The 19,942-nt window shown below is 62.2% G+C and carries 9 protein-coding genes and 3 pseudogenes; 10 read left to right on the plus strand and 2 right to left on the minus strand.

Translation table 11 applies throughout. From position 1 onward, the window contains the following. Window positions 1-411: 411 nt before the first annotated feature. Entirely contained in the window at window positions 412-2,655 is a 2,244-nt protein-coding gene (gene dnaB, locus ABLE92_RS22160; protein WP_348806960.1) for a replicative DNA helicase, read from the plus strand. A gap of 268 nt (window positions 2,656-2,923) precedes the next feature. Here dnaB and ABLE92_RS22165 read toward each other — a convergent pair whose 3' ends face one another. After that, window positions 2,924-3,742, minus strand: a complete 819-nt coding sequence (locus ABLE92_RS22165; protein WP_348806961.1) for a hypothetical protein — start codon at window positions 3,740-3,742, stop codon at window positions 2,924-2,926. Between the two features lie 172 nt (window positions 3,743-3,914). Between ABLE92_RS22165 and ABLE92_RS22170 the strand changes: the two genes are divergently transcribed. Further along, window positions 3,915-4,643 carry a TnsA-like heteromeric transposase endonuclease subunit gene (locus tag ABLE92_RS22170; protein ID WP_014924717.1) on the plus strand — a complete coding sequence of 243 codons (729 nt, stop codon included), beginning with the start codon at window positions 3,915-3,917 and terminating at the stop codon, window positions 4,641-4,643. Window positions 4,644-4,803: 160 nt separating this feature from the next. Here the strand turns inward: ABLE92_RS22170 and ABLE92_RS22175 are convergent. Then, a pseudogene (locus ABLE92_RS22175) lies at window positions 4,804-6,077 on the minus strand (IS256 family transposase). A gap of 150 nt (window positions 6,078-6,227) precedes the next feature. Between ABLE92_RS22175 and ABLE92_RS22180 the strand changes: the two are divergent. The 8 genes and pseudogenes from ABLE92_RS22180 (at window position 6,228) to ABLE92_RS22215 (ending at window position 19,942) form a co-directional block, all read left to right on the plus strand. Then, window positions 6,228-8,261: a transposase gene (locus ABLE92_RS22180; protein ID WP_348806962.1), complete on the plus strand. Its 2,034-nt coding sequence runs from the start codon at window positions 6,228-6,230 to the stop codon at window positions 8,259-8,261. Window positions 8,262-8,344: 83 nt separating this feature from the next. Then, window positions 8,345-9,316 carry a TniB family NTP-binding protein gene (locus ABLE92_RS22185; protein ID WP_223259049.1) on the plus strand — a complete coding sequence of 324 codons (972 nt, stop codon included), beginning with the start codon at window positions 8,345-8,347 and terminating at the stop codon, window positions 9,314-9,316. 32 nt (window positions 9,317-9,348) lie between these two features. Next, window positions 9,349-9,687, plus strand: a pseudogene (locus tag ABLE92_RS22190) (TniQ family protein); the annotation flags it as partial. Between the two features lie 480 nt (window positions 9,688-10,167). Beyond that, window positions 10,168-10,878 (plus strand): hypothetical protein, encoded by a 711-nt coding sequence (locus ABLE92_RS22195; protein ID WP_348806972.1) that lies wholly within the window; start codon window positions 10,168-10,170, stop codon window positions 10,876-10,878. Between the two features lie 63 nt (window positions 10,879-10,941). Further along, window positions 10,942-11,319, plus strand: a pseudogene (locus tag ABLE92_RS22200) (TniQ family protein); the annotation flags it as partial. 1,443 nt (window positions 11,320-12,762) lie between these two features. Then, a complete protein-coding gene (locus ABLE92_RS22205; protein WP_348806963.1) occupies window positions 12,763-16,173 on the plus strand; it encodes a helicase-related protein in 3,411 nt (1,136 codons plus the stop codon). Continuing rightward, entirely contained in the window at window positions 16,173-17,042 is an 870-nt protein-coding gene (locus tag ABLE92_RS22210) for a DUF6615 family protein (RefSeq protein ID WP_348806964.1), read from the plus strand. The genes ABLE92_RS22205 and ABLE92_RS22210 overlap by 1 nt, the downstream gene beginning before the upstream one ends. A gap of 86 nt (window positions 17,043-17,128) precedes the next feature. Further along, window positions 17,129-19,942, plus strand: coding sequence for a DUF1156 domain-containing protein (locus ABLE92_RS22215; RefSeq protein ID WP_348806965.1), 2,814 nt, complete (start codon window positions 17,129-17,131; stop codon window positions 19,940-19,942).

Genomic DNA, 19,942 nt, shown 5'->3' on the forward strand with positions numbered 1-19,942 from the left:
TTCACGTGGTCGTAAACGCGAGGTGGTTGTGTTGCCGCGCAACACGCCCGGTATCGAGAATCAAGCGACACGCCGTGGCGTCGACAAACTCGTCTCTGTGGAATTCGTGCACACCCTCTGACCTGGTGATTGTCAGTCGATGGCGCTGAAACCGCCGATTCTGTCCACAAGTGCTGCACAGGCACCCGCAGGTGTACCCCACACCGTCCACAATTGGTGCACAGGTTGGTCCACAGGGCCGTTTGAGTCGCGGCAGGACAGCTCCTAAGGTCTGCTCTCAGGTGTTCTTCGGGGCCGCGATGATGTCGGGCGGGCGGCGATTCTGTCGGTGGTGCCGGGTAGTGAATATCTCGGAAGACAACAGCGGCCGGTTCAGCGAGATCGGCGCGATGTGTGTGAGAGGTAGGGTCGGTGGCGGTAGTCGATGATCGGGGGCACGGCGCATCGCGTGAATCCAACCGCGGTGGCGGTGGCGGCTTCGACGACGCGATCCCCGCCGAGGAGTTCGGCCGGCAACCCCCTCAGGACCTCGCCGCCGAACAGTCCGTTCTCGGCGGCATGATGCTGTCCAAGGACGCCATCGCCGACGTCGTGGAGAAGCTGCGGACCCAGGACTTCTACCGTCCCAACCATCAGGCCGTCTACGAGGCGATCCTGGAGCTCTACGGCAAGGGGGAGCCCGCCGACGCCGTGACCGTGTCCGCGGAACTCGAGCGGGCCGGTGAGTTGCGTCGTGTCGGCGGGGCGCCGTATCTGCACACCCTCATCTCGACGGTGCCGACCGCCGCGAACGCCGGCTACTACGCCGAGATCGTCGCGGAGAAGGCGATCCTGCGGCGCCTGGTCGAGGCCGGTACCCGTATCGTGCAGTTCGGCTATTCCGGCGCCGACGGCCAGGACGTCGCCGAGGTGGTCGACCGCGCGCAGGCCGAGGTCTATGAGGTCACCGAGCGTCGTACCGCCGAAGACTACGTCCCGCTCGAAGAGCTTCTGCAGCCGACGATGGATGAGATCGATTCGATCGCCTCGCGCGGTGGCCTGTCTCTCGGTGTGCCCACCGGCTTCGCCGATCTCGACAAACTCACCAACGGGCTACATCCCGGGCAGATGATCATCGTCGCCGCGCGTCCCGGTGTCGGAAAGGCACTCGCGCTCGACACCCCGCTGCCCACACCCGCCGGCTGGACGACGATGGGCCGGGTCGCCGTCGGCGACGAGCTGCTCGACGCGCACGGTCGACCGACCCGCGTGGTCGCCGCGACCGAGGTGATGACGGAACGGCCCTGCTTTGAGGTCGAGTTCTCCGACGGCAACGTTGTCGTGGCCGACGCGCAGCACCAGTGGGTGGTCGACATCGACAGCACCACCCAGGTGATCACCACCGAGGTGCTGCAGGATCACGCCGGCAGCGCCATCATTCGCAACACCAAGCCATTGGAGTTGCCGCGCAGGCGATTTGCGTACGGCCCCTACACCGTCGCGGCGCTGGCCGGCATGGCCTTCGACGATCCCGAGATCGGTATGCGCATCGACGCCGAGGGCGAGGTCGATGTGATGACGCTGATGGCCGACCTCGGTGGCCGGATTCCGCACGAGTACCTGCGCGGTTCGATCGCCCAGCGGCGGGCGCTGCTCGCCGGACTGCTCGACGCACGCGCCAGCGTCGATGAGGACGGCTGGATCACCGTGCCCGCTGCGACCCGGCACATGAGTGCCGTCGTAGCCGATCTCGTTGCCGGACTGGGCTATACGTATCGGCGGTCGGCCACCGGCTGGCTGCGTGTCGACGCCGACGACGATGTCTTCACCGTCCACCACAAAGCGGTGCGGCACAAGGAACTTCGACGACGTGCCGGTGTCCGCCGGGTGGTGTCGGTCCGCCCGGTCGACAGCGTGCCGGTGCGTTGCGTGCAGGTCGACAACGACGATCATCTCTACCTCGCCGGTGAGGCGATGGTGCCGACGCATAACTCCACTCTCGCCATGGACTTCCTGCGCTCGTGCTCGATTCACCACGGCATGACCGGCGCGATGTTCTCGCTGGAAATGAGCAAGACCGAGATCGTCATGCGCCTGCTGTCGGCGGAGGCGAAGGTGAAACTCGGTGACATGCGCGGTGGTTCGATGACCGACGACGACTGGACCCGGCTGGCCCGACGCATGGGTGAGATCTCCGAGTCGCCGCTGTTCATCGACGACTCACCGAACCTCACCATGATGGAGATCCGCGCGAAGGCGCGACGTCTGAAACAGCGCAACGACCTCAAACTCGTTGTGGTGGACTACATGCAGCTGATGACCTCGGGTAAGAAGGTCGAGTCCCGCCAGCAAGAGGTCTCCGAGTTCTCCCGCCAATTGAAGCTTCTCGCAAAGGAACTCGAAGTCCCAGTGGTCGCGATCAGTCAGCTGAACCGTGGGCCGGAACAGCGAACTGATAAGAAACCTCAGGTGTCGGATCTGCGTGAATCGGGATCGCTGGAACAGGACGCCGACATGGTGATCCTGTTGCATCGCCCCGATGCCTTCGAACGTGACGACCCGCGTGCAGGTGAGGCAGACATCATCGTCGGTAAGCATCGAAATGGACCGACGGCCACGATAACCGTTGCGCACCAACTGCATTTGAGTAAGTTTGTGGATATGGCGCGGGGCTAGCTAGCTGTCGAGATGCAGCGAAGATTAACAAGGTGGTCCAGCTTGTTTAACAAGCCTGATCACGGCGCAAGAACCGCCCTGACTAGGGCAAACATGGTCAGTCGAGCGTTGCCCGTAGCCCGCGTTTTCGCGTGATTTCCTGCTAATTTTGCCGGGGAATCTATGCCAGGGAATCGCCGATTGCGCGGTGAAACCGGGCGACGAAGGGTCTGAAGTGACCGGCGTCTGGCGGCTGGCTATCGGCGATTGGCTTGTGGGATGAGCTCGTCTAATTCGCAGATGACGTTGGTGCTGGTTTTGGGGATGTGCTCGGGGGATTCGGCGCTTGCGTGGTGACTCCGTGACCGGGCTTGGTCAGCGGAAGGGTTGCGAGGTGCTTCTGGAGCCGCTTCGACATCGGCATGAACGTGACGAAGGTCAGGCTTCCCGAGACAACCGCTCCTACCAGCGGCACGACCTTGGCTGCGCTCTTGGCGAAGACCTGCTTGGTCATCTGAATGCCCAGGAGCCCTGCAACCTTCTTGACCACCGGATATATCGCACCCTTGGTGAGAGCCTTCTGCGGCAGCTTCCTGGCCACTTCACTTGCGATCAACTTTGAGACTTGCGCCACGCCGGCCTGGGCCGCGTTCACGCCAAACATCACGCCGATGAACAGCGTGAGCATGCTTTCGGTCGCGGAGTCCATTCCGTCGGCGTTGTCGTCGAAGAGCTCCGGCCAGCTGTAGATGTAGGCGAGTTTCTGGACGACGCGAAGAAGGTGGCCATAGTACTGTGCGATATCGGCCGGGACCGTGCCGATCGCTGCGAGGCCTCCGGGGATGCCAGCTGCCGTGGAAAGTGTCGTCACCTTGCCGGTCTCGTACTTGATCACGCTGTTGGCGATCTTGTCGATCACTTGAGGTGTTACGCCTGCTTCGGCCGGTGTTGTGGCGATAGCGAGTTTAATCTGCCCGTCGGTGCAGTACCGCTTCAGTTCTCTGCGGAGGAAGGCCTCCCGGTCGATCTGCACACCTGGCAGCTGAGCCGATGCGCGCAGCGTCTGCTCGAATTTCGTCGACGGAGCGACCTGATTGCCTTTGGCCATGGGAGCAACCTATAGCAACCTTCCGACACGGACCGCTGATGGGGCGGAGGAGACGTCGGCCTATCACGCGAAATGCCTCGCTGACCGTTTGTCGACTTCCTCCCTTAGCGGCTCTCCGACCTCGATTTCTTGCTAGATTTGCTGCTAATTCCTGCGGAAGCGGAGGTGTCACTTGACCGAGAGTTCCGGCGCGGCGGTGACGTGGCGGTTCCGATTCGCTGGCGACAAGGTGTCCCGTGTGTGGAACTGGCAGTCTGACGGTCCGCCGGATCTTGCACGTGTAGTTCCAATTCGCAAGCCTCGATCGTCGGAGCGACAACGGCACATACCGGTCACTGCGTATTCACTGACCATGCGCGACCACCTTGAACTCGAGTCGGGCCTCGAGCATGACCTCTTGCGACGCCTGGACCGGCTCCACGATGTCGTCGCGCTGGTACCGCAACCGTGTCAGCTGAAGCGGGGCGGATCGTCCTCGGCGAAAAACACGCCCGACTTACTCAGCCTTGACGACACCGGGTCGGTAACGCTCTGGAATGCACGCCTGCCGCACAAGATGGACGACAAATTCAAGCTTCAGGTCGCAATGGTCGAGGCCGCCTGCGCGAATGTGGGATGGCGCCACGAGGTATTCAACGGGCTCGACCGCGTAGAACGCCTAAACCTTCTGTGGCTACACGGCTACCGCCGAAGGCCTTCCTGGTATGACCAGGTGGCTGGCGAGATCGGGAAGGAAGCAAGTAACGACGCCGCGACTCTGGGCTCCCTATTTCGTCTGGATACCGGAAACGGGGAGGCCATCGCCGTGGTCTGGCACATGGTCTGGTCCGGCGAACTGGATACCAACCTCTCGAAGCGATTGACGATGGAAACGCCAGTGCGCGCAGGACTGGTGGCGTAATGGACACAAGTCGGACAGTGGTTGAGGTCGGTGGCCGACTTCTGACTGAGTGGGGAACCGGTCTGGTGACAGCGGTATCAGCGGCCGGCGTAGACCTCCGCACCAGCGTCGGCGATTCCTTGCACGTGAGATATTGTCAAGACCTGTGGATGAGCGGTTTTCAGGCGGCCTCCTGGGTGCCTGAGGTGGCGTCGGGTTCGACGAGTTTGCCTTTCTCGAAGGTGGCGCCATCACGGACCAGTTTCACCAGATGTGGTGCGTTGACCGCCCGCCATTTCGACTGCGCGGCCTCGATCAGTTTGTAGGCCATCGCGATGCCGGCCGCGCGGGATCCCGGGCCTTTGGTGACTTTGGTCCGTAGCCGCACGGTCGCGAACGTCGACTCGATCGGATTGGTGGTCCGCAGATGAATCCAATGCTCAGCGGGATACCGATAGAACTCCAGGAGCACGTCGGTGTCGTCGACGATCTTGGCCACGGCTTTCGGATACTTGGCACCGTAGGTCTTCTCGAATGCAGCGATGGCTTGACGGGCATGCTGTTCGTCTTCGGCGTTGTAGATTTCCTGCATCGCTTTGATAGCGTTGGGGTGTGCCGATTTCGGCAGTGCCGCAAGCACATTGGCTTGCTTATGAAACCAGCAGCGTTGTTCCCGGCTCTCGGGGAACACCTCGCGGACCCCGGCCCAGAACCCGAGCGCGCCGTCCCGACCGCCAGGGTCGGGGACGGCATGCCACGGCGTTTACAGCTGCGCAGCAGATCGGCCCACGACTCGGTCGATTCCCGGTAGCCGTCAGCGAGCGCGATCAACTCCTTGCGGCCGTCGGCGCGGACGCCGATCATGACCAACAGACACAGCTTCTCCTGCTCCAGGCGCACCTTGAGGTGGATGCCGTCGACCCACACGTACACATAGTCGGCGGTGATGTCGCGGTCGGCGAAGGCTGCGGCTTCTTTCTGCCACTGGGCAGTGAGTCGGCTGATGGTGGCCGCCGACAACCCAGCGCCGGAACCGAGGAACTGCTCGAGTGCCGGCCCGAAATCGCCGGTGGACAGTCCATGCAGGTACAGCAGCGGCAGGACCGCGGAGATCTCCGGGCTTTTGCGTGCCCACGCCGGCAGAATCTTCGACGAGAACCTCTGCCGCTCACCGGTGTCTGGGTCGACGCGCTTGTCGTTGACCCGCGGTGCCTTCACCGCAACCGCACCCGCAGCGGTCATCACCTCCCGCTCGTTGTGGGAGCCGTTACGCACCACCAGACGGTGCCCGTTCTCATCGACCTGATCGGTGAACTGGTCGATGTAGGCGGCGACCTCGGCGCGCAATGCCGCGGCGAGCATCTGCCGAGCACCGTCTCGGACGATCTGATCGAGGATGGAGCGGTCCTCGCCAGCCGGGTTGGAACCTTCGTTGGAGTTGACTACCGTGAGCACGAGGCGTGCCTTTCCGCCAGCGCTGCAACGCTGACTTGATCAAGTGACTACCAGGATCATATTTACGGGAAGGCACGCCCTCCCTGATCCACAGGTCTTGATCATTCCTCCTTGCACGTCGATTGGCCCGAACTCGCAGAGGTGCGAATCGTGGTCGATGGCGATGTAGCGCCAATCAGACCGGCGCTCCGCCCGTACTGGGATGGCCTGTCTGAGGAAACGCGCCGAGCCGCCCTCGACAAACTTGAAATCGTGCAAGAGATACTGACCGGCTACCGGGACGGTCACGCCGAACTCGCGCGCGACGGCGAACCGCGCCCACCCTTCGGCGAAGGCTTCGGCGTCTCCGAGGCGGCGCGCTGTCGCGCGATGGCGGTCGCGTTGCAGCAAGAAGCTGCGGGGGACCGCGCCCTCCAACGCCGCGTCGCGAATGGTGAGATCAAGCGATCGGCTCCGGTCGACAGCACCATCCGCAACTGGGTGCGTGCTTGGAAACGCGACGGACTACTCGGGCTCCTCGATGCCAGATCCCTGCGTCGCGTACAGACGTGGGAGCGAATTGATGAGCGGTATCGGACTGTTGCGGAGTTGGTCTTCGCCACGCTGGACGGAGATCGGGCGGACGTCAATATCAGCGAGCTTGATCGGCGGATCAAGGTTGAGCTCAAGCGTGCAGGGCACGTGGATGTCTCCACGCCGCAGCGCCTGACGGCAGAGTATCTCGCGCACCTCAAACGGGGCGCGGGCGCAACAACCCGCACCCAGAGAAGCCGGTCGCTACAGCGCGTATCGGGCAAAGAGCACTTCCCCGCAATCAGGCCTGGGCAAATAGTCGCCATCGACGCCACGAGGGCGGATAACCTCGTATATGACCCGCTTCTCGGGCGACCCTTCAGCGTCGAAATCCTCACTGCGATCGACGTCGCTACCAGAGTGATCCTCGCACTGCGCGTGGTGCCGAAGAGCGCCGATGGAATCGATGCCGGGCTACTTCTTTACGACATCTGCCGCCCGTTCTCGATGATGGTGGAGGGCACCACCATCAGTCACTGGCGCTGGGCCGGTTTGCCCCAAGTCGTCGACGCTTCTGATGTCGCGGTCAAGGTTGGGCGCAGAAGTGTTGCGCCCGATTTCACTACGCTTCAAGGAGAGCACCACATCCCTGGCGTCATGCCGGACGCGATCCGCGCCGACCACGGTTCGATCTTCGTGTCCGATCACTTCCGCGCGATTCTGCGTGACTTCGGGATTGACTTGTTGCTCAGTCGCGGGAAGAAGCCAACGGACAACCCCCACGTTGAACGCTGGCACGAGACGCTACAGCGGGCCGTTCAACAGCTCCCTGGCTACAAAGGTCGCAATACCTCGGAGCGCGGCCGATTGGTTGCCGAGGAGGCATTGGTCACGGCCGCCGAACTGGAAGAACACCTTCGGCGATTCGTCGCCTTGGACTACCACCGGTCGTGGCACACAGGCTTGGTTATCGGTGGTGAGCCCACCGCTCGCACCAGTCCTTTGGAGCTCTGGGACATCATGCTCGACGTCACCGGCCGTATCGACGTACCGCAGCGTGCAGACATGATCTATCAGATGCTTCCGGTCAAGTGGGGCACAGTCGGAGTCGCAGGTGTCGAGTTTGCTGAGATGGTCTACGACGGCAAGCTACTCGATGATTTCCGGAATGTCGCACGGGGCCAGTTCAGGGACGACGACAACAAGGTTCCCTTTCTTGTCGACCCGCACGACTTGTCGAGCATCTGGTTCCCGCACCCCGAGACCGGCCGTGTACGCCCCGTTGCGTGGCGAGGATCTTTCTTCACTGACGCGCCGATGACCGATACTATCGTTCAGGCTGTTAGGCGGCGCGTCCGCGAACGCGGCGGCAACCACATTCTGAGTCGGGGCTCAGCGCAGCGGCAGATCCTCGACGAGCTCACGGAACTCACCTCTGGGCCCGTTCCAACTGACTGGACTGCCAAACTGTCAGCCGCGCACCGCAGAGTTGAACAATCGCGCAAAGACCACGAAGAAGCTCAGGCAGCCCAAGGTGCAACCCGCGACGAAGCCACTCAGTCGGGCGGCAACGGAGCACGCACCAAGACGCCCCATACCGATTCACCCCAGGACGACGTTCCCTTGGACATCCTCGACGTCCCGTGGCCGACGATGCGGGCCGACTCCTGATGGACTCCCTCGCTTGGCATTTGGCTTGCACCAAACCGGAGTTGCCAGAACCACCTCTGTACACGTCGGCTGGTTGGGACAGGATGACATCCGAGGACCGCTCGCGGGCGGTCGATGCGCTGCGTCAATGGATGAATGGACTCTACGTCGAAACGGCCGAGACCCGCGCAGTCGCAGACCGACTCACTGAGATCGTGCAGGAGAATTCTGAAACTGGCCCCGGTGCGAAGGCAATAGCGTCGGTCACAGGTGCAAGCACGCTCGGGAAGAGCACGGCGGTCCGCCGCTGGGCCACAAGGAAATACGTGGAATGGATCGTAGGCGCACCGAAAGGCCCTGCAGAACTGCCCACGTGGAACCCTCAGCCAACGATCGACGCAGACCTATGCCCCGTCGTTTGGGTCAACCTGCAATCTGGCTCGATGGTCAAAGGATTCAACTCCCAAGTCCTTGACTTCTTCCGCTTATCCGCCAGCGGCGCCGCCCACCAGACGTCAACCGCCGCGGTCAGGGCATTGGCACGCCACGGCGTGCGCACCCTTCTCATCGACGACTTCCATCTACTACGTACCAACTGGAAGGGCGGCCGGGAGGTCCTCGATCACGTGAAGTACATGAACACCGAGCTCGGCGAATTCAACGCCAGCTTAATTCTGGTTGGGACAGACCTCGAATCCAGTGAAGCCATGAGCGATGCCCAGCTTATCGGCCGCCTCCAGCCAATGAGCTTCAGTCCGTACGGAATCGAGACTTCGGAGGAGCAACACGCGTGGCAGCAACTGCTCTACGGGCTGGAAGGTTATCTCCTTCCGCATCTCCCTCGGGCAAGCGAAGGGCTTCTCACTTCACAGCTCGCGGGGCCCATCTGGAAGCGATCTCAGGGCTACGTCGGTGACGCGACACGCCTCCTCCGCATTGCGACACTTGCAGCGATCGCCGACGGCACGCACACGATCAACCCAGAACATCTGAAGGAAGTCCGCCTCAGTAAACGAGCGCACGCAGCAGAGGCGGAAATCGATCTTCGGCGCCGCAGCAAGCAGAGCAGGGTGTGATGTCACCGGCAGACAACGGAAGGGGGCTATCCATGCGAGAGCCTCGTATCGGCTATCTGCCTGCTCGACCGATTCCAGCCGACGATGAATCGCTGGAGTCCTTCGTATTGCGCGCGGCGACGGCGAATTGCACCACCGTCACCAAGATCCTTGGCCGAAGTCAGTTATCGCGATCAGCGTCTGACTACGAGCCGATTCTGCGGCACCTGGCCACGCTGACGCGCCAGCCATTCTCGCGCATTTCGGCGATGACCCTTGATGACTGCCATAGTCGAGTGCTCGCGAAGGAAGGCTGGCTGGCAAGTGAGTGGGGTCAGCATTGCCGTTGCGCCCCAAACGGAGTGGCACGGCGAGAGTGGGCTTTGGCTCTGTCTCCGGTCTGCTTCTACTGCGGGCACCTCATCGGGATGCCCGGTAGTGGCACTGCGCAGCTGACCAGAGTTCCCAATCGGATTCTGTCGGTCTGCAAGGAGGTCTCGTCCGCTGCACACAGATCTACGACTGACTTCGATGCACTCGACCGACTTGAGTGTCTCCGTGCGGAACTACCCTCGGTGGCTCGTCGGCTCAGTCGAGGATCTGCACACTGGATCCCAGCTGATGCTCAGTTGGTGACCACTGCGACGGCAGATCTTGCGACGAGTCACGAGTCCGAGGAAAAGCTACCGCGATCTCCTGGCGTTCGTGCACTGGCCATCGCAATGGCCTGGGAAGAACAGCGAACGTGGCTGACACCACGAGTATCTCCACATCCACGTCCCACTCCTGTCCGACCAGAGAATTCTGAAATACCCGATTCGCAGGTCTTCACTCGACGGGTACTCCGCACAGGCGCGAAGACTGTCAAGACCATGCGGTTACCGAAGAGCTCAGTCCGCCATCCACGCGGCGAAGATCTGATCCGGCTGGCGCTTGGCCATACGCAATTGACGCTTGACCACATCCCAGGGATCTACCGGCAAGAAGGCGAACCGTTCGTGCTCGACCCCGCCCAGTGGTTGTGGCGTTCCAGAGTCGCGCTACTTCTCAGTCAATGTGTTCGGTTGCGCGATCAGTGGAGCCTTGCCGACGAGCCGACCTACCGTCTGACGAAAGCTGGTAGCTACTCGATTTGCATAGGGGCGTGGCCGAAATGGACTCCGATCTTCCACCGCGAGAGCGACATTGCCCATGCGATGAATCTGGCGCGAGCTCTATGCCTCGATGAGCTCGTCAACTACCGTGAGCGCCGCGACGCGTTAAGAAGGATTGAAGCCGCCCCGCCGGACCTGGTCGGCACCCTGCCCGCAGCCGCCCGGAACTTCGATGGCTGCGCCCGGCTCGCCGCATCTTGGATGTGGTTCGATGCAACCTGTGATAGCCCGCGTACACGGCCAGACGCCGAACACCTGAAAGCATTTGACGCTGCGCTCAACCCCGAAGGCCGTCTCATCCTCCGCAGTGCCGCCGAAGCGATCTGCGTCGCCGACGAAGATCTTGTGCGTCAGGTTGGGAGTGGAGACTTCGGTGCGGTGGATTCGGACCGAGTCTCAGAAGAGGACCGGACTCGTGTGGGCGCGTGACTTCCAGTCGCTCGCCGACTGCGGGCGCTACCAAACTGTGATGGCGACGGAGCCTCTGAGCTAATGCTCCCCGCTCGAGTTGCAATCGATCCACGCGAGTCGCTTGATTCGTACCTCGAGCGGATTGCACTTGTGAACGATCTGACGACCAAGAGTCTTGTCCGCATGCTCAAGGAGAACCGGGACGGATCGTCGGTCTCGACGGCTTTCATGCTGGTCCGGCCTAGCGATGAGCTCGTCGGCCGAATAGTGGATCTCACTGGGCTGGGGGCATCGGCCGTCGAGAATTCGACCTTGTTGCGTTACGACGGAGGCGCGCCACTCAACCTCGACGGGTTCGACCCGCTCGATCGGGCGAGCTACCGCGCCATCGTTTGCCAGGGGTGGTTCCCGCAGCATGGGACGCAACTATGCCCACTGTGCCTATCGCACGACGGAATCTGGCAGCTGTCGTGGAAGCTACCGGTGTCGACAGTGTGTCCCGACCACGACGTCTACCTGGTCGCTGAGTGTTCAAGTTGTAGCCGGCGCTTTCGAACGCGACACCACAGTCCGCTGCGTCCTCGGCTCGATGAACACCAGCCGTGCGGGAATCCGCTCGGATTCTCGGCTCCCTGCCGACACTCCATCCTGAGAGAGAAACCGATGGCTGCATCCGAAGGTGCAATTCGGACCGCAAAGCGGGTTACGGCCGCTATCGAAGGCGAAGAAACGAGCGTTCTCGATGGCGCTCTCGCGCCTCCCGCGTACCTCGCAGAAGTCCGGAACTTAACCACTCTTCTGCTTCACCTCGCATCCCGGGCTCGCGCAAGGGGTTTCGTCGAATGGGCCGGAGAGCTCCAAGCCGAAGCCGCTGGTCGCACAACTGAGCTTCGAGGGCCTCGATGGGGTATTCAGCCGCCGACAAGTGCAGTCACCCGCGGTGAAGCACTGGCGGAGGCGGATGGGATTCTGTCCAGTCCGGAGAGTGCGGACGCCGTCGCACGGTTGGCCGAGTGGTTCGATCTGATCCCGGACGTCCCGGGCGGCCCGAGAGGATGGATCGTCAATCGCGCGGCAAAGAGTCCGGTGTTGAGCTGGCTGGTGGTCCAGGTGCTTTCAGCCCGCCGCCATGTCGGCCTGCAGATCGATCATCACGACGCGTTGATCGATCTGCCGCTGTCTGCGATCCCTCAACTTCTCGATGAGCACACCTACCGTCGTCATTTCGCTGGGATGCTGACAACGCAGGAAAGCACGGGGCGGCTGTACGCCTCCCTGTGTATTGCGCGCGCACAACGGCCAGGGTCGACGTGGTCCACCGCTGCAGCGAGTATCGAACTCGACCCGGACATTGGCAGACGGACATCGCGAGCGGCGAGCACGCGACTGGCCGCGAGTCCTTCAGAGATCGCGGCAGCCGCCAACGCGGCAGCGAGGGAACTATCGCGTCGACGGGATTTTCGGGCGCTCGAGCGACGAGTCATCGAGCTCGCGAGTACGCCCGACACGTGGTTTGCCGATTGGGCGCGGTCGGCGAGTCCGAGGAGGCGCGCGGCCGCACTCCCGTACGCGGTGACATGGATGTGGTGCGAGGTTGCTCAGGGGTGGTTGGACACCAGCCCAGCGTGGCCGCCGCCGGTGAGCCGACAATCGAAGGCGGCTTATCGAGTGTTTCGTGACACGCTTCCGGAGGAGTTGGGGCGAGCATTGCGCGAACTCGCCGATGGGAATTCGAGGTGACGGGCGTCGGACGGCACCTCAGCGAAGTCTTCGACAGCTTCTCAGCAAGCGTTCGAAGGCCTGGCAATGCCACTCGGTTTGGTCTCGTTGAATTCCTGGCGATGGCGAACCTGTCAGTGTCGGCGGGTAGCGTTCGAGGGCTGGCAATCAGGAGGTCCACACGTGCAGCTTGAAGAGTTGAAGCCCGGTCTGCGAATCGAGGGTCTCATTCCCGCAGAGGTGATCACCGTCATCGCTGCCCAGTGGCATGGCACGGACGCACTCGCACTCACTTACCAGAACGCCTCAGGTGGACTTGGCCAACAGGTTGTGTTCCGCAAGGACCAGGACAACCTCAGCGTCGCCGCCAGCGGTAGCCGCGCGTTCGACGCGACCGCCAGCGACTTCAAGCTCGTCGCCGAGGCCCAACGCATCTCGCTGGCCGGCCTGTTCGATCCAATGCTCGCCGTCGCCACGAGCGACGTGCAGCCGCTGCCGCACCAGATTCGCGCGGTCTACGGCGAACTCCTACCGCGGACCCCGCTGCGGTTCCTCCTTGCCGACGACCCAGGTGCCGGCAAAACGATCATGGCCGGTCTCTACGTCAAGGAGCTGCTGCTTCGCGACGACGTCAAGCAGTGCCTGATCATCGCTCCCGGTGGACTGGTCGAGCAGTGGCAGGACGAACTGTTCTTCAAGTTCGGGCTGCGGTTCGACCTGCTGACCAACCAGCTCATCGACGCCAACATCAACCTCAACGTCTTCGAAATCAACCCGTTGCTGATCGCGCGCATGGATCAGCTCTCCCGCAACGAGGAACTCCAGGCTCAACTCAAGGAGGCGGAGTGGGATCTGATCATCGTCGACGAGGCACACAGAATGGGAGCGCACTACTTCGGAGGGAAGCTGGAGAAGACCAAACGCTTCTTGCTGGGGGAGATGCTTGGCCAGATCACCCGCCACCTCCTGCTGATGACCGCGACCCCACACTCGGGCAAGGAAGAGGACTTCCAGCTCTTCCTCACCCTGCTCGACCGCGACCGGTTCGAGGGCAAACAGAAGAAGTTTGTCGACGTCACCGGAATCATGCGGCGCATGGTCAAGGAAGACCTGCTGACGTTCGAAGGCAAGAAGCTCTTCCCTGAGCGCATCGCCGAAACCGTGCCCTACGAGTTGACTGAGCGGGAGAAGGACCTCTACGAGGACGTCACTCGCTACGTCCGCGAGGGCATGAACCGCGCCGACAGGCTCGGCGGTAAGCGTAGGAACACCGTCGGCTTCGCCCTGACTGTCCTCCAGCGCAGACTCGCCTCCAGCCCTGAGGCGATCTACAAAAGCCTCGTCCGCCGCTCCGAACGGCTGGAGCGCAAGAAGACCGCGATCCTCAACGGCATCTACACCGAACCAGAAGACGTCATCGGCTCGGGCGACTTCGACGAAGATGAATACAATGCCGAAGAACTGGAGCAGCTTGAGGAAGACGTGATGGACGCGGCCACCGCCGCCCAGACCGTCGAGGAGCTCAACGCAGAACTTGTCGAACTCGCCGATCTGATTGCGACCGCCAAGATGGTCCGCGAGGCTGGCACCGACCGCAAGTGGACCGAACTCTCCACGATCCTTCAGGACAATGCTCTGGTCACAGATTCGAACGGTTGGCCACGGAAGTTCATCATCTTTACCGAGCACCGCGACACCCTTGACTACCTCCAGTCCAAGATCGGGTCCTTGCTCGGCAAGCCCGACTCGGTCAAGGCGATCCACGGTGGCGTCCGCCGAGGTGAGCGGCGCGTGATCACCGAGGAGTTCACCAAGAACCGCGACGTCCAAATCCTGATCGCGACCGACGCCGCCGGTGAGGGGCTCAACCTTCAGGCCGCGCACCTGATGGTCAACTACGACCTGCCGTGGAACCCTAACCGCATCGAGCAGCGCTTCGGCCGCATCCATCGCATCGGCCAGGAAGAGGTCTGCCGACTCTGGAACCTCGTAGCCTCCAACACCCGCGAGGGTGAGGTCTTCACCCGCTTGCTGGAGAAGCTGGAGCAGATGCGCCAGACCTACGGAGGCAAGGTCTTCGACGTGCTAGGTGAGGCCTTCACCGAGACCCCGCTGCGCAACCTCCTGCTCGACGCTATCCAATACGGCGAGCGCCCCGACGTCAAGGCTAAGATGCACCAGGTCATCGACGCTTCAGTTGGGGACGGACTCAAGGACCTCCTCGACGAACGGGCACTGGCCTCCGAGAACCTCGCTGAGGCCGACCTGCATGCACTGCGCGCGGCAATGGACGAAGCACGCGCTCGCAGACTCCAACCGCACTACATCGAGATGGCGTTCAAGGCAGCGTTCTCTCGGCTCGGTGGCCGCATCGTGAAGCGCGAACGGGGTCGGTACGAGATCGCGAACGTGCCCCAGCAAATACGCGCGGCAGGCAAGGGACCGATCGCAACCAAATACGACCGAGTGACGTTCGATCTCGGCAAGGTCCACGCCGACGAACTCAGCCGCGCCGACCTACTCGCCCCGGGTCACCCGCTGCACGACGCTGTCATGGACGAGTCCGTGCGACAGTTCGGTGGCTCCCTCAACCGAGGCACGGTCTTGGTTTCCTCGACGCTGGAGGAGACACACCTGCTCGTCGGTGTGATCGAAGAGGTCGCCGACGCGACCGGAGGGTCCGTAGCACGCCGCTTCGGCTACGCCTACGTCGACAGCTTCGGCACCGTGACGCCTGCCGGCCCCGCACCCTACCTGGACTGCGTGGCGGCACCCGAGAACGCCGTCACCGATACAGCGCGCACGCTTCCGTGGCTGGCCGACGCCGAAGACAAAGCCACGAGCTGGATCATCGCCAACCAACTCCCCGACTACCTCGCCGACGTTCAGCCGAGGCGCCTTGCCGAGTTGAATAAGGCACGTGACCTGGTAATCAAGCGGCTCGAAGGTGAACGCGACCGTCTCATCCTCGATGCCGCCGTCGCGGCGGAAAAGGAACGCGCTGCTGAGAAGCCGAAAGAATCATCGGAGAGCCTCAATCGGAAGGCCGTCGAACTCGACGCCCGTCTACGCAAGAGGCTCGCACTGCTTGACCAGCAGCAGCTCATGTCGACCAAGCCACCACGCATCGTCACCTCAGCACTGGTGCTCCCCGTCGGAATCCTGGAGGCCGACCTGCCTGCGACCGCGCCTATTCATGCTAAGGAGACCAAGGAGGTTGAACGCCGCGGTGTTGACCTGGTGATGGCCCGGGAGCGTGAACTCGGTCGTAGGCCCGTCGAGCAGGCGTTCAACAACCCCGGATTCGACATCCTTTCCACCGACGCCAAGGGCGATACCTACCGCATCGAGGTCAAGGCCCGTATCGATGGAGCCGCCGACTTCTTCGTCACCCACAACGAGGTGATGGTCGGCAAGAATGCCGTCCCGCGTTACCGCCTCGCTCTCGTCCGCGTCGACCCACGTGGCGCCCAGCACGACGAGGTCCGCTACCTCGACAACCCCTTCGCCACCACCGACCTCGGCGACTTCAACGCCACCGGCATCCGAGGCGATTGGGCAAAGCAGTGGGCCAAAGGGAAGGCGCCGTTCTGATGTTGCTGAATGCCTTCGCTGATCATCTCGATGAACTGGCTCGACGCACTTGGTTCAACGTCACAGAGGCCAAGCGCCTCGGCATGCGAATGGGCGAGGTGACGATCACGGAGGCCAATCTGCTCTCGATTGCGCAGTTCATTGCCACGACTGGGCTCTCCGCTGAACTGGTGCCGACCAAAGCTGACGAGGCCGTGACAGGCGCCGACTTTGAGATCTGGTTCGACATCGGCGGCGCAGTGTTGGGCTACACATTTCAGGCCAAGGTGCTGATGGTGGGGAGTCGGACCTTTTCCTACCCCGGAATCGGAAAGAAGGACAAGACAGGCACCGAGCAATCCGAATTGCTCGAACATCAAGCGATCGCGGTCGGTGCATTCCCATTCCACGTGCTGTTCAACGGATGGGATGCGGGGCTCGCGGGTGCGCCCACACTGCCATCGGGCTGGCCAGCTCGTCACTTCGGATGTGCGGCGATAGCAACGCCTGAGGTGCGACGCATCCGCAGCTCACGGTCGACTCGACGGCCCGTGAAGGCCGGGCACTTTCTTCCCTCATCGTTTCCTTGGTCTCATCTCTTCAGGCTCGCATCAAGCACGGCTCCGTCCGCGCCGGGCGGAAGCACTGCCATCGGAGATACCGGAGCTGGGGGCAGCAGGGGTGCCGGGCACGAAATCTTGCCCGGCGACCCAGTTGATATCGAGGCGCTGGCCCAACTTGCAAGGCAGCTCATGGTCGGCCATCACCACGACTTTGGGTCCGCCACCAATCTCCCTGAATATGTGCGGCAGACGCTCGAAGGTGAGCCAGGTTCTGTCGAGCAGGGCCAGTACGCTCCGAAGTTTGCAATCGTGATTCGACGAGGCTGATAGAGGGAGCCGGTGTAGGTGTTGCAGGGAGTGGGTGTTGCCCAGGTCCCTGTCTGTCGCCACCGATAGTTTGGACGGAGATCGCTGTGCTCTGGCGCAGCCTGGCGCCTGAATTCTCGGGCAGAGGAGTCGATGTGGTTCAGAAGCGGAAGCTGATCGAGGTTGCATTGCCGCTGGAGGCGATCAACCGGGAGTCTGCGCGGGAGAAGTCGATCCGGCACGGCCACCCGTCGACCCTTCACCTGTGGTGGGCGCGACGCCCTCTCGCGGCGGCGCGCGCTGTTCTGTTTGCGCAATTGGTTGACGACCCTTCGTCGCGGCCCGAAGAGTTCCCCACCGAGGAGCTTCAGCGTGCGGATCGTGAGCGGCTTCACGGCATGATTGAACAGCTCGTGGTGTGGGAGAACGTACGTGACGAGAAGCTGTTCGCAGACGCCAACGCGGAAATCTTGAAGTCAACCGGCGGTACTCCGCCTGCGGTGCTAGACCCGTTTGCCGGGGGCGGGACGATTCCGCTTGAAGCGCAGCGCCTCGGTCTCGATGCTAATGCCTCGGACTTGAACCCCGTAGCGGTCCTGATCAACAAGGCGCTAATCGAGCTTCCGCCACGCTTCGCTGGACAACCGCCGATCTTCCCGGGCGTCGCGACGTCGCAGATCAGAGATTGGAATGGCCCAGACGGCCTGGCTGCTGATGTCCGTGCCTATGGAGATTGGGTTCGAGAAGAAGCTCGCAAGCGTGTCGGGAGCCTTTACCCGGACGCCAAGCTTCCAGATGGCGGCACGGCAACAGTCATAGCGTGGATCTGGGCGAGAACCGTGACGTGTCCAAACCCTGCGTGCGGGCTTGAGATGCCGTTGGTCCGGAGTTGGTGGCTGGGTAAGAAGAAGGGTAAGGAAGCCTACGTCGTCCCGTCGGTTGTCAGCGATCCTTCGCATCCTTCGGGCCAGCGCGTCCGGTTTGAGATAGGACATGGTGTCAGCGGCGCACCGCAGAGCGGCTCGGATGGGACTGTGGGCAGACTGGGTGCGAGGTGCTTGGCGTGTGCCGCCTCTGTCCCACTCAGCTACATCAGGTCGGAGGGCAAGGACGGGCGCCTTGGCCACACCATGATGGCTGTTGCCTGCGAGGGAAAGCGCCAACGGATCTACGTTGCTCCGTCCGAGGAGCAAGTAAAGGCAGCGCAGGTCGAACCCCCGGACGGTGTTCCGCTCGGCGACCTTCCGGAGCAAGCTCTCGGGTTCCGTGTCCAGGGATACGGGATGCGCGAGTTCGCAGATCTCTTCACTCCTCGCCAGCTTCATGCGCTCGTCGCGATCGCCGACCTTGTCGGTGAGGTTAGGCTCCACGCAATGGCCCAAGGAGCAAATGCGGAGTATGCGGATGCGATCGTGACTTATCTGGGGCTGGGAGTCAGCCGCTACACGAACTTCATGAACGCTCTATGTCAGTGGCGTCCCGACCCTGGTAAGGAGCAGGTCGGCCATCTCTTTGCCCGGCAAGCCATCTCAATGGTGTGGGACTTCGCTGAGTCTTGCCCATTTAGCAACTCTGCGGGTGGCTGGAGTCCCGCGTTCCAGTTCATCCCCAAGGCAATTGAGTTCCTGCCTGCGAAGGGGCACGCCACGGTCGAGCAGGCCGATGCTGCGAGCCGGGGGTTCTCTGGCCTGCTCATAAGCACAGACCCGCCGTACTACGACAACATTGGCTACTCGGACTTATCGGACTTTTTCTACATCTGGCTGCGGCGAACGTTGCGCGAGTTGTATCCGGACTTACTGGCTACTCTGTTGGTTCCGAAGGCCGAAGAACTGGTGGCGAATCCATTTCGCCACGGCGGGCGAGAGGGCGCCAAGCAGTTCTTCGAGAGCGGCTTCGTCAACGTGTTCGAGCACGCGCGTCGGACGCCGGTGCCAGATTATCCAATTACCGTGATCTACGCCTTCAAACAGTCTGAGGGAAATGCAGGTTCAGAGGCCTCTACGGGGTGGGAAACGCTGCTAGAAGGCATGATCCGGACGGGCTGGGAGATTACCTCGACGTGGCCGATGCGCAGCGAACTGGGGAATCGTACTCGGAGCATCGACTCAAACGCTCTTGCATCCTCAATCGTTCTGTCTCTCCGCCCGCGCCCTGACGGGTCGCCCACGACGGACCGCCGCGGCTTCATCTCGACACTGGAGGCGGAACTTCCCGATGCCTTGCGCAAGTTGCAGCAGGGTCAGATCGCACCGGTTGACTTGCCGCAGGCTGCCATCGGGCCAGGTATGGCTGTCTTTAGTCGTTTCCGCGCAGTCTTGGAGCCGGACGGCAAGAAGATGACAGTCCGTTCTGCGCTGTCGCGTATCAACGAGATCCTCGATCAGGTGCTAAACGAACAGGAGGGCGACTTCGACTCGCCGACTCGCTTCGCAATCGCTTGGTACCGGCAGCACGGGTATGACGTTGGCGCGTTCGGTGACGCGAACAGCCTCGCCAACGCTCGCAACACCACCGTCGACGTCATGGACCGCGACGGGATCCTCTCCAGTCGGGCAGGCAAAGTGCAGCTCATCAAGCCCTCCGATCTGAGTTGGGGCTATGACCCTGTCGCCGATCTCCACACGAGCAACTGGGAAGCACTTCACCACCTCATCAAGGTGTTGGAACGTGATGGCATCGCACCCGCTGGTGACTTCCTTCAGGTCGCGCTGAGCCGGCCCGATGGGGCAGTGGATGCCGACCTGGTGAAGGAGCTCGCCCACTTGCTCTTCCGAGTTGCAGAAGCTAATGGGTGGACGAAGGATGCTCTCTCCTTCAACAGCCTTGTGACGAGCTGGCCTGAGATTCTCGAAGTTGCCCGCTCCGCGAGGAAACCCACCCAGGCGCAAGGCGCGTTCGACTTCGATGAGGACGATTGA

Source organism: Gordonia oleivorans, from assembly GCF_040044975.1.
Lineage (GTDB): Bacteria > Actinomycetota > Actinomycetes > Mycobacteriales > Mycobacteriaceae > Gordonia > Gordonia oleivorans.

Coding starts and splice junctions, on each gene's coding strand:
- ABLE92_RS22165 (WP_348806961.1), bottom strand. CDS start 3,742: ATGGCCAAAGGCAATCAGGTCGCTCCGTCGACGAAATTCGAGCAGACG.
- ABLE92_RS22195 (WP_348806972.1), top strand. CDS start 10,168: ATGCGGTTACCGAAGAGCTCAGTCCGCCATCCACGCGGCGAAGATCTG.
- ABLE92_RS22210 (WP_348806964.1), top strand. CDS start 16,173: ATGTTGCTGAATGCCTTCGCTGATCATCTCGATGAACTGGCTCGACGC.
- ABLE92_RS22185 (WP_223259049.1), top strand. CDS start 8,345: ATGACATCCGAGGACCGCTCGCGGGCGGTCGATGCGCTGCGTCAATGG.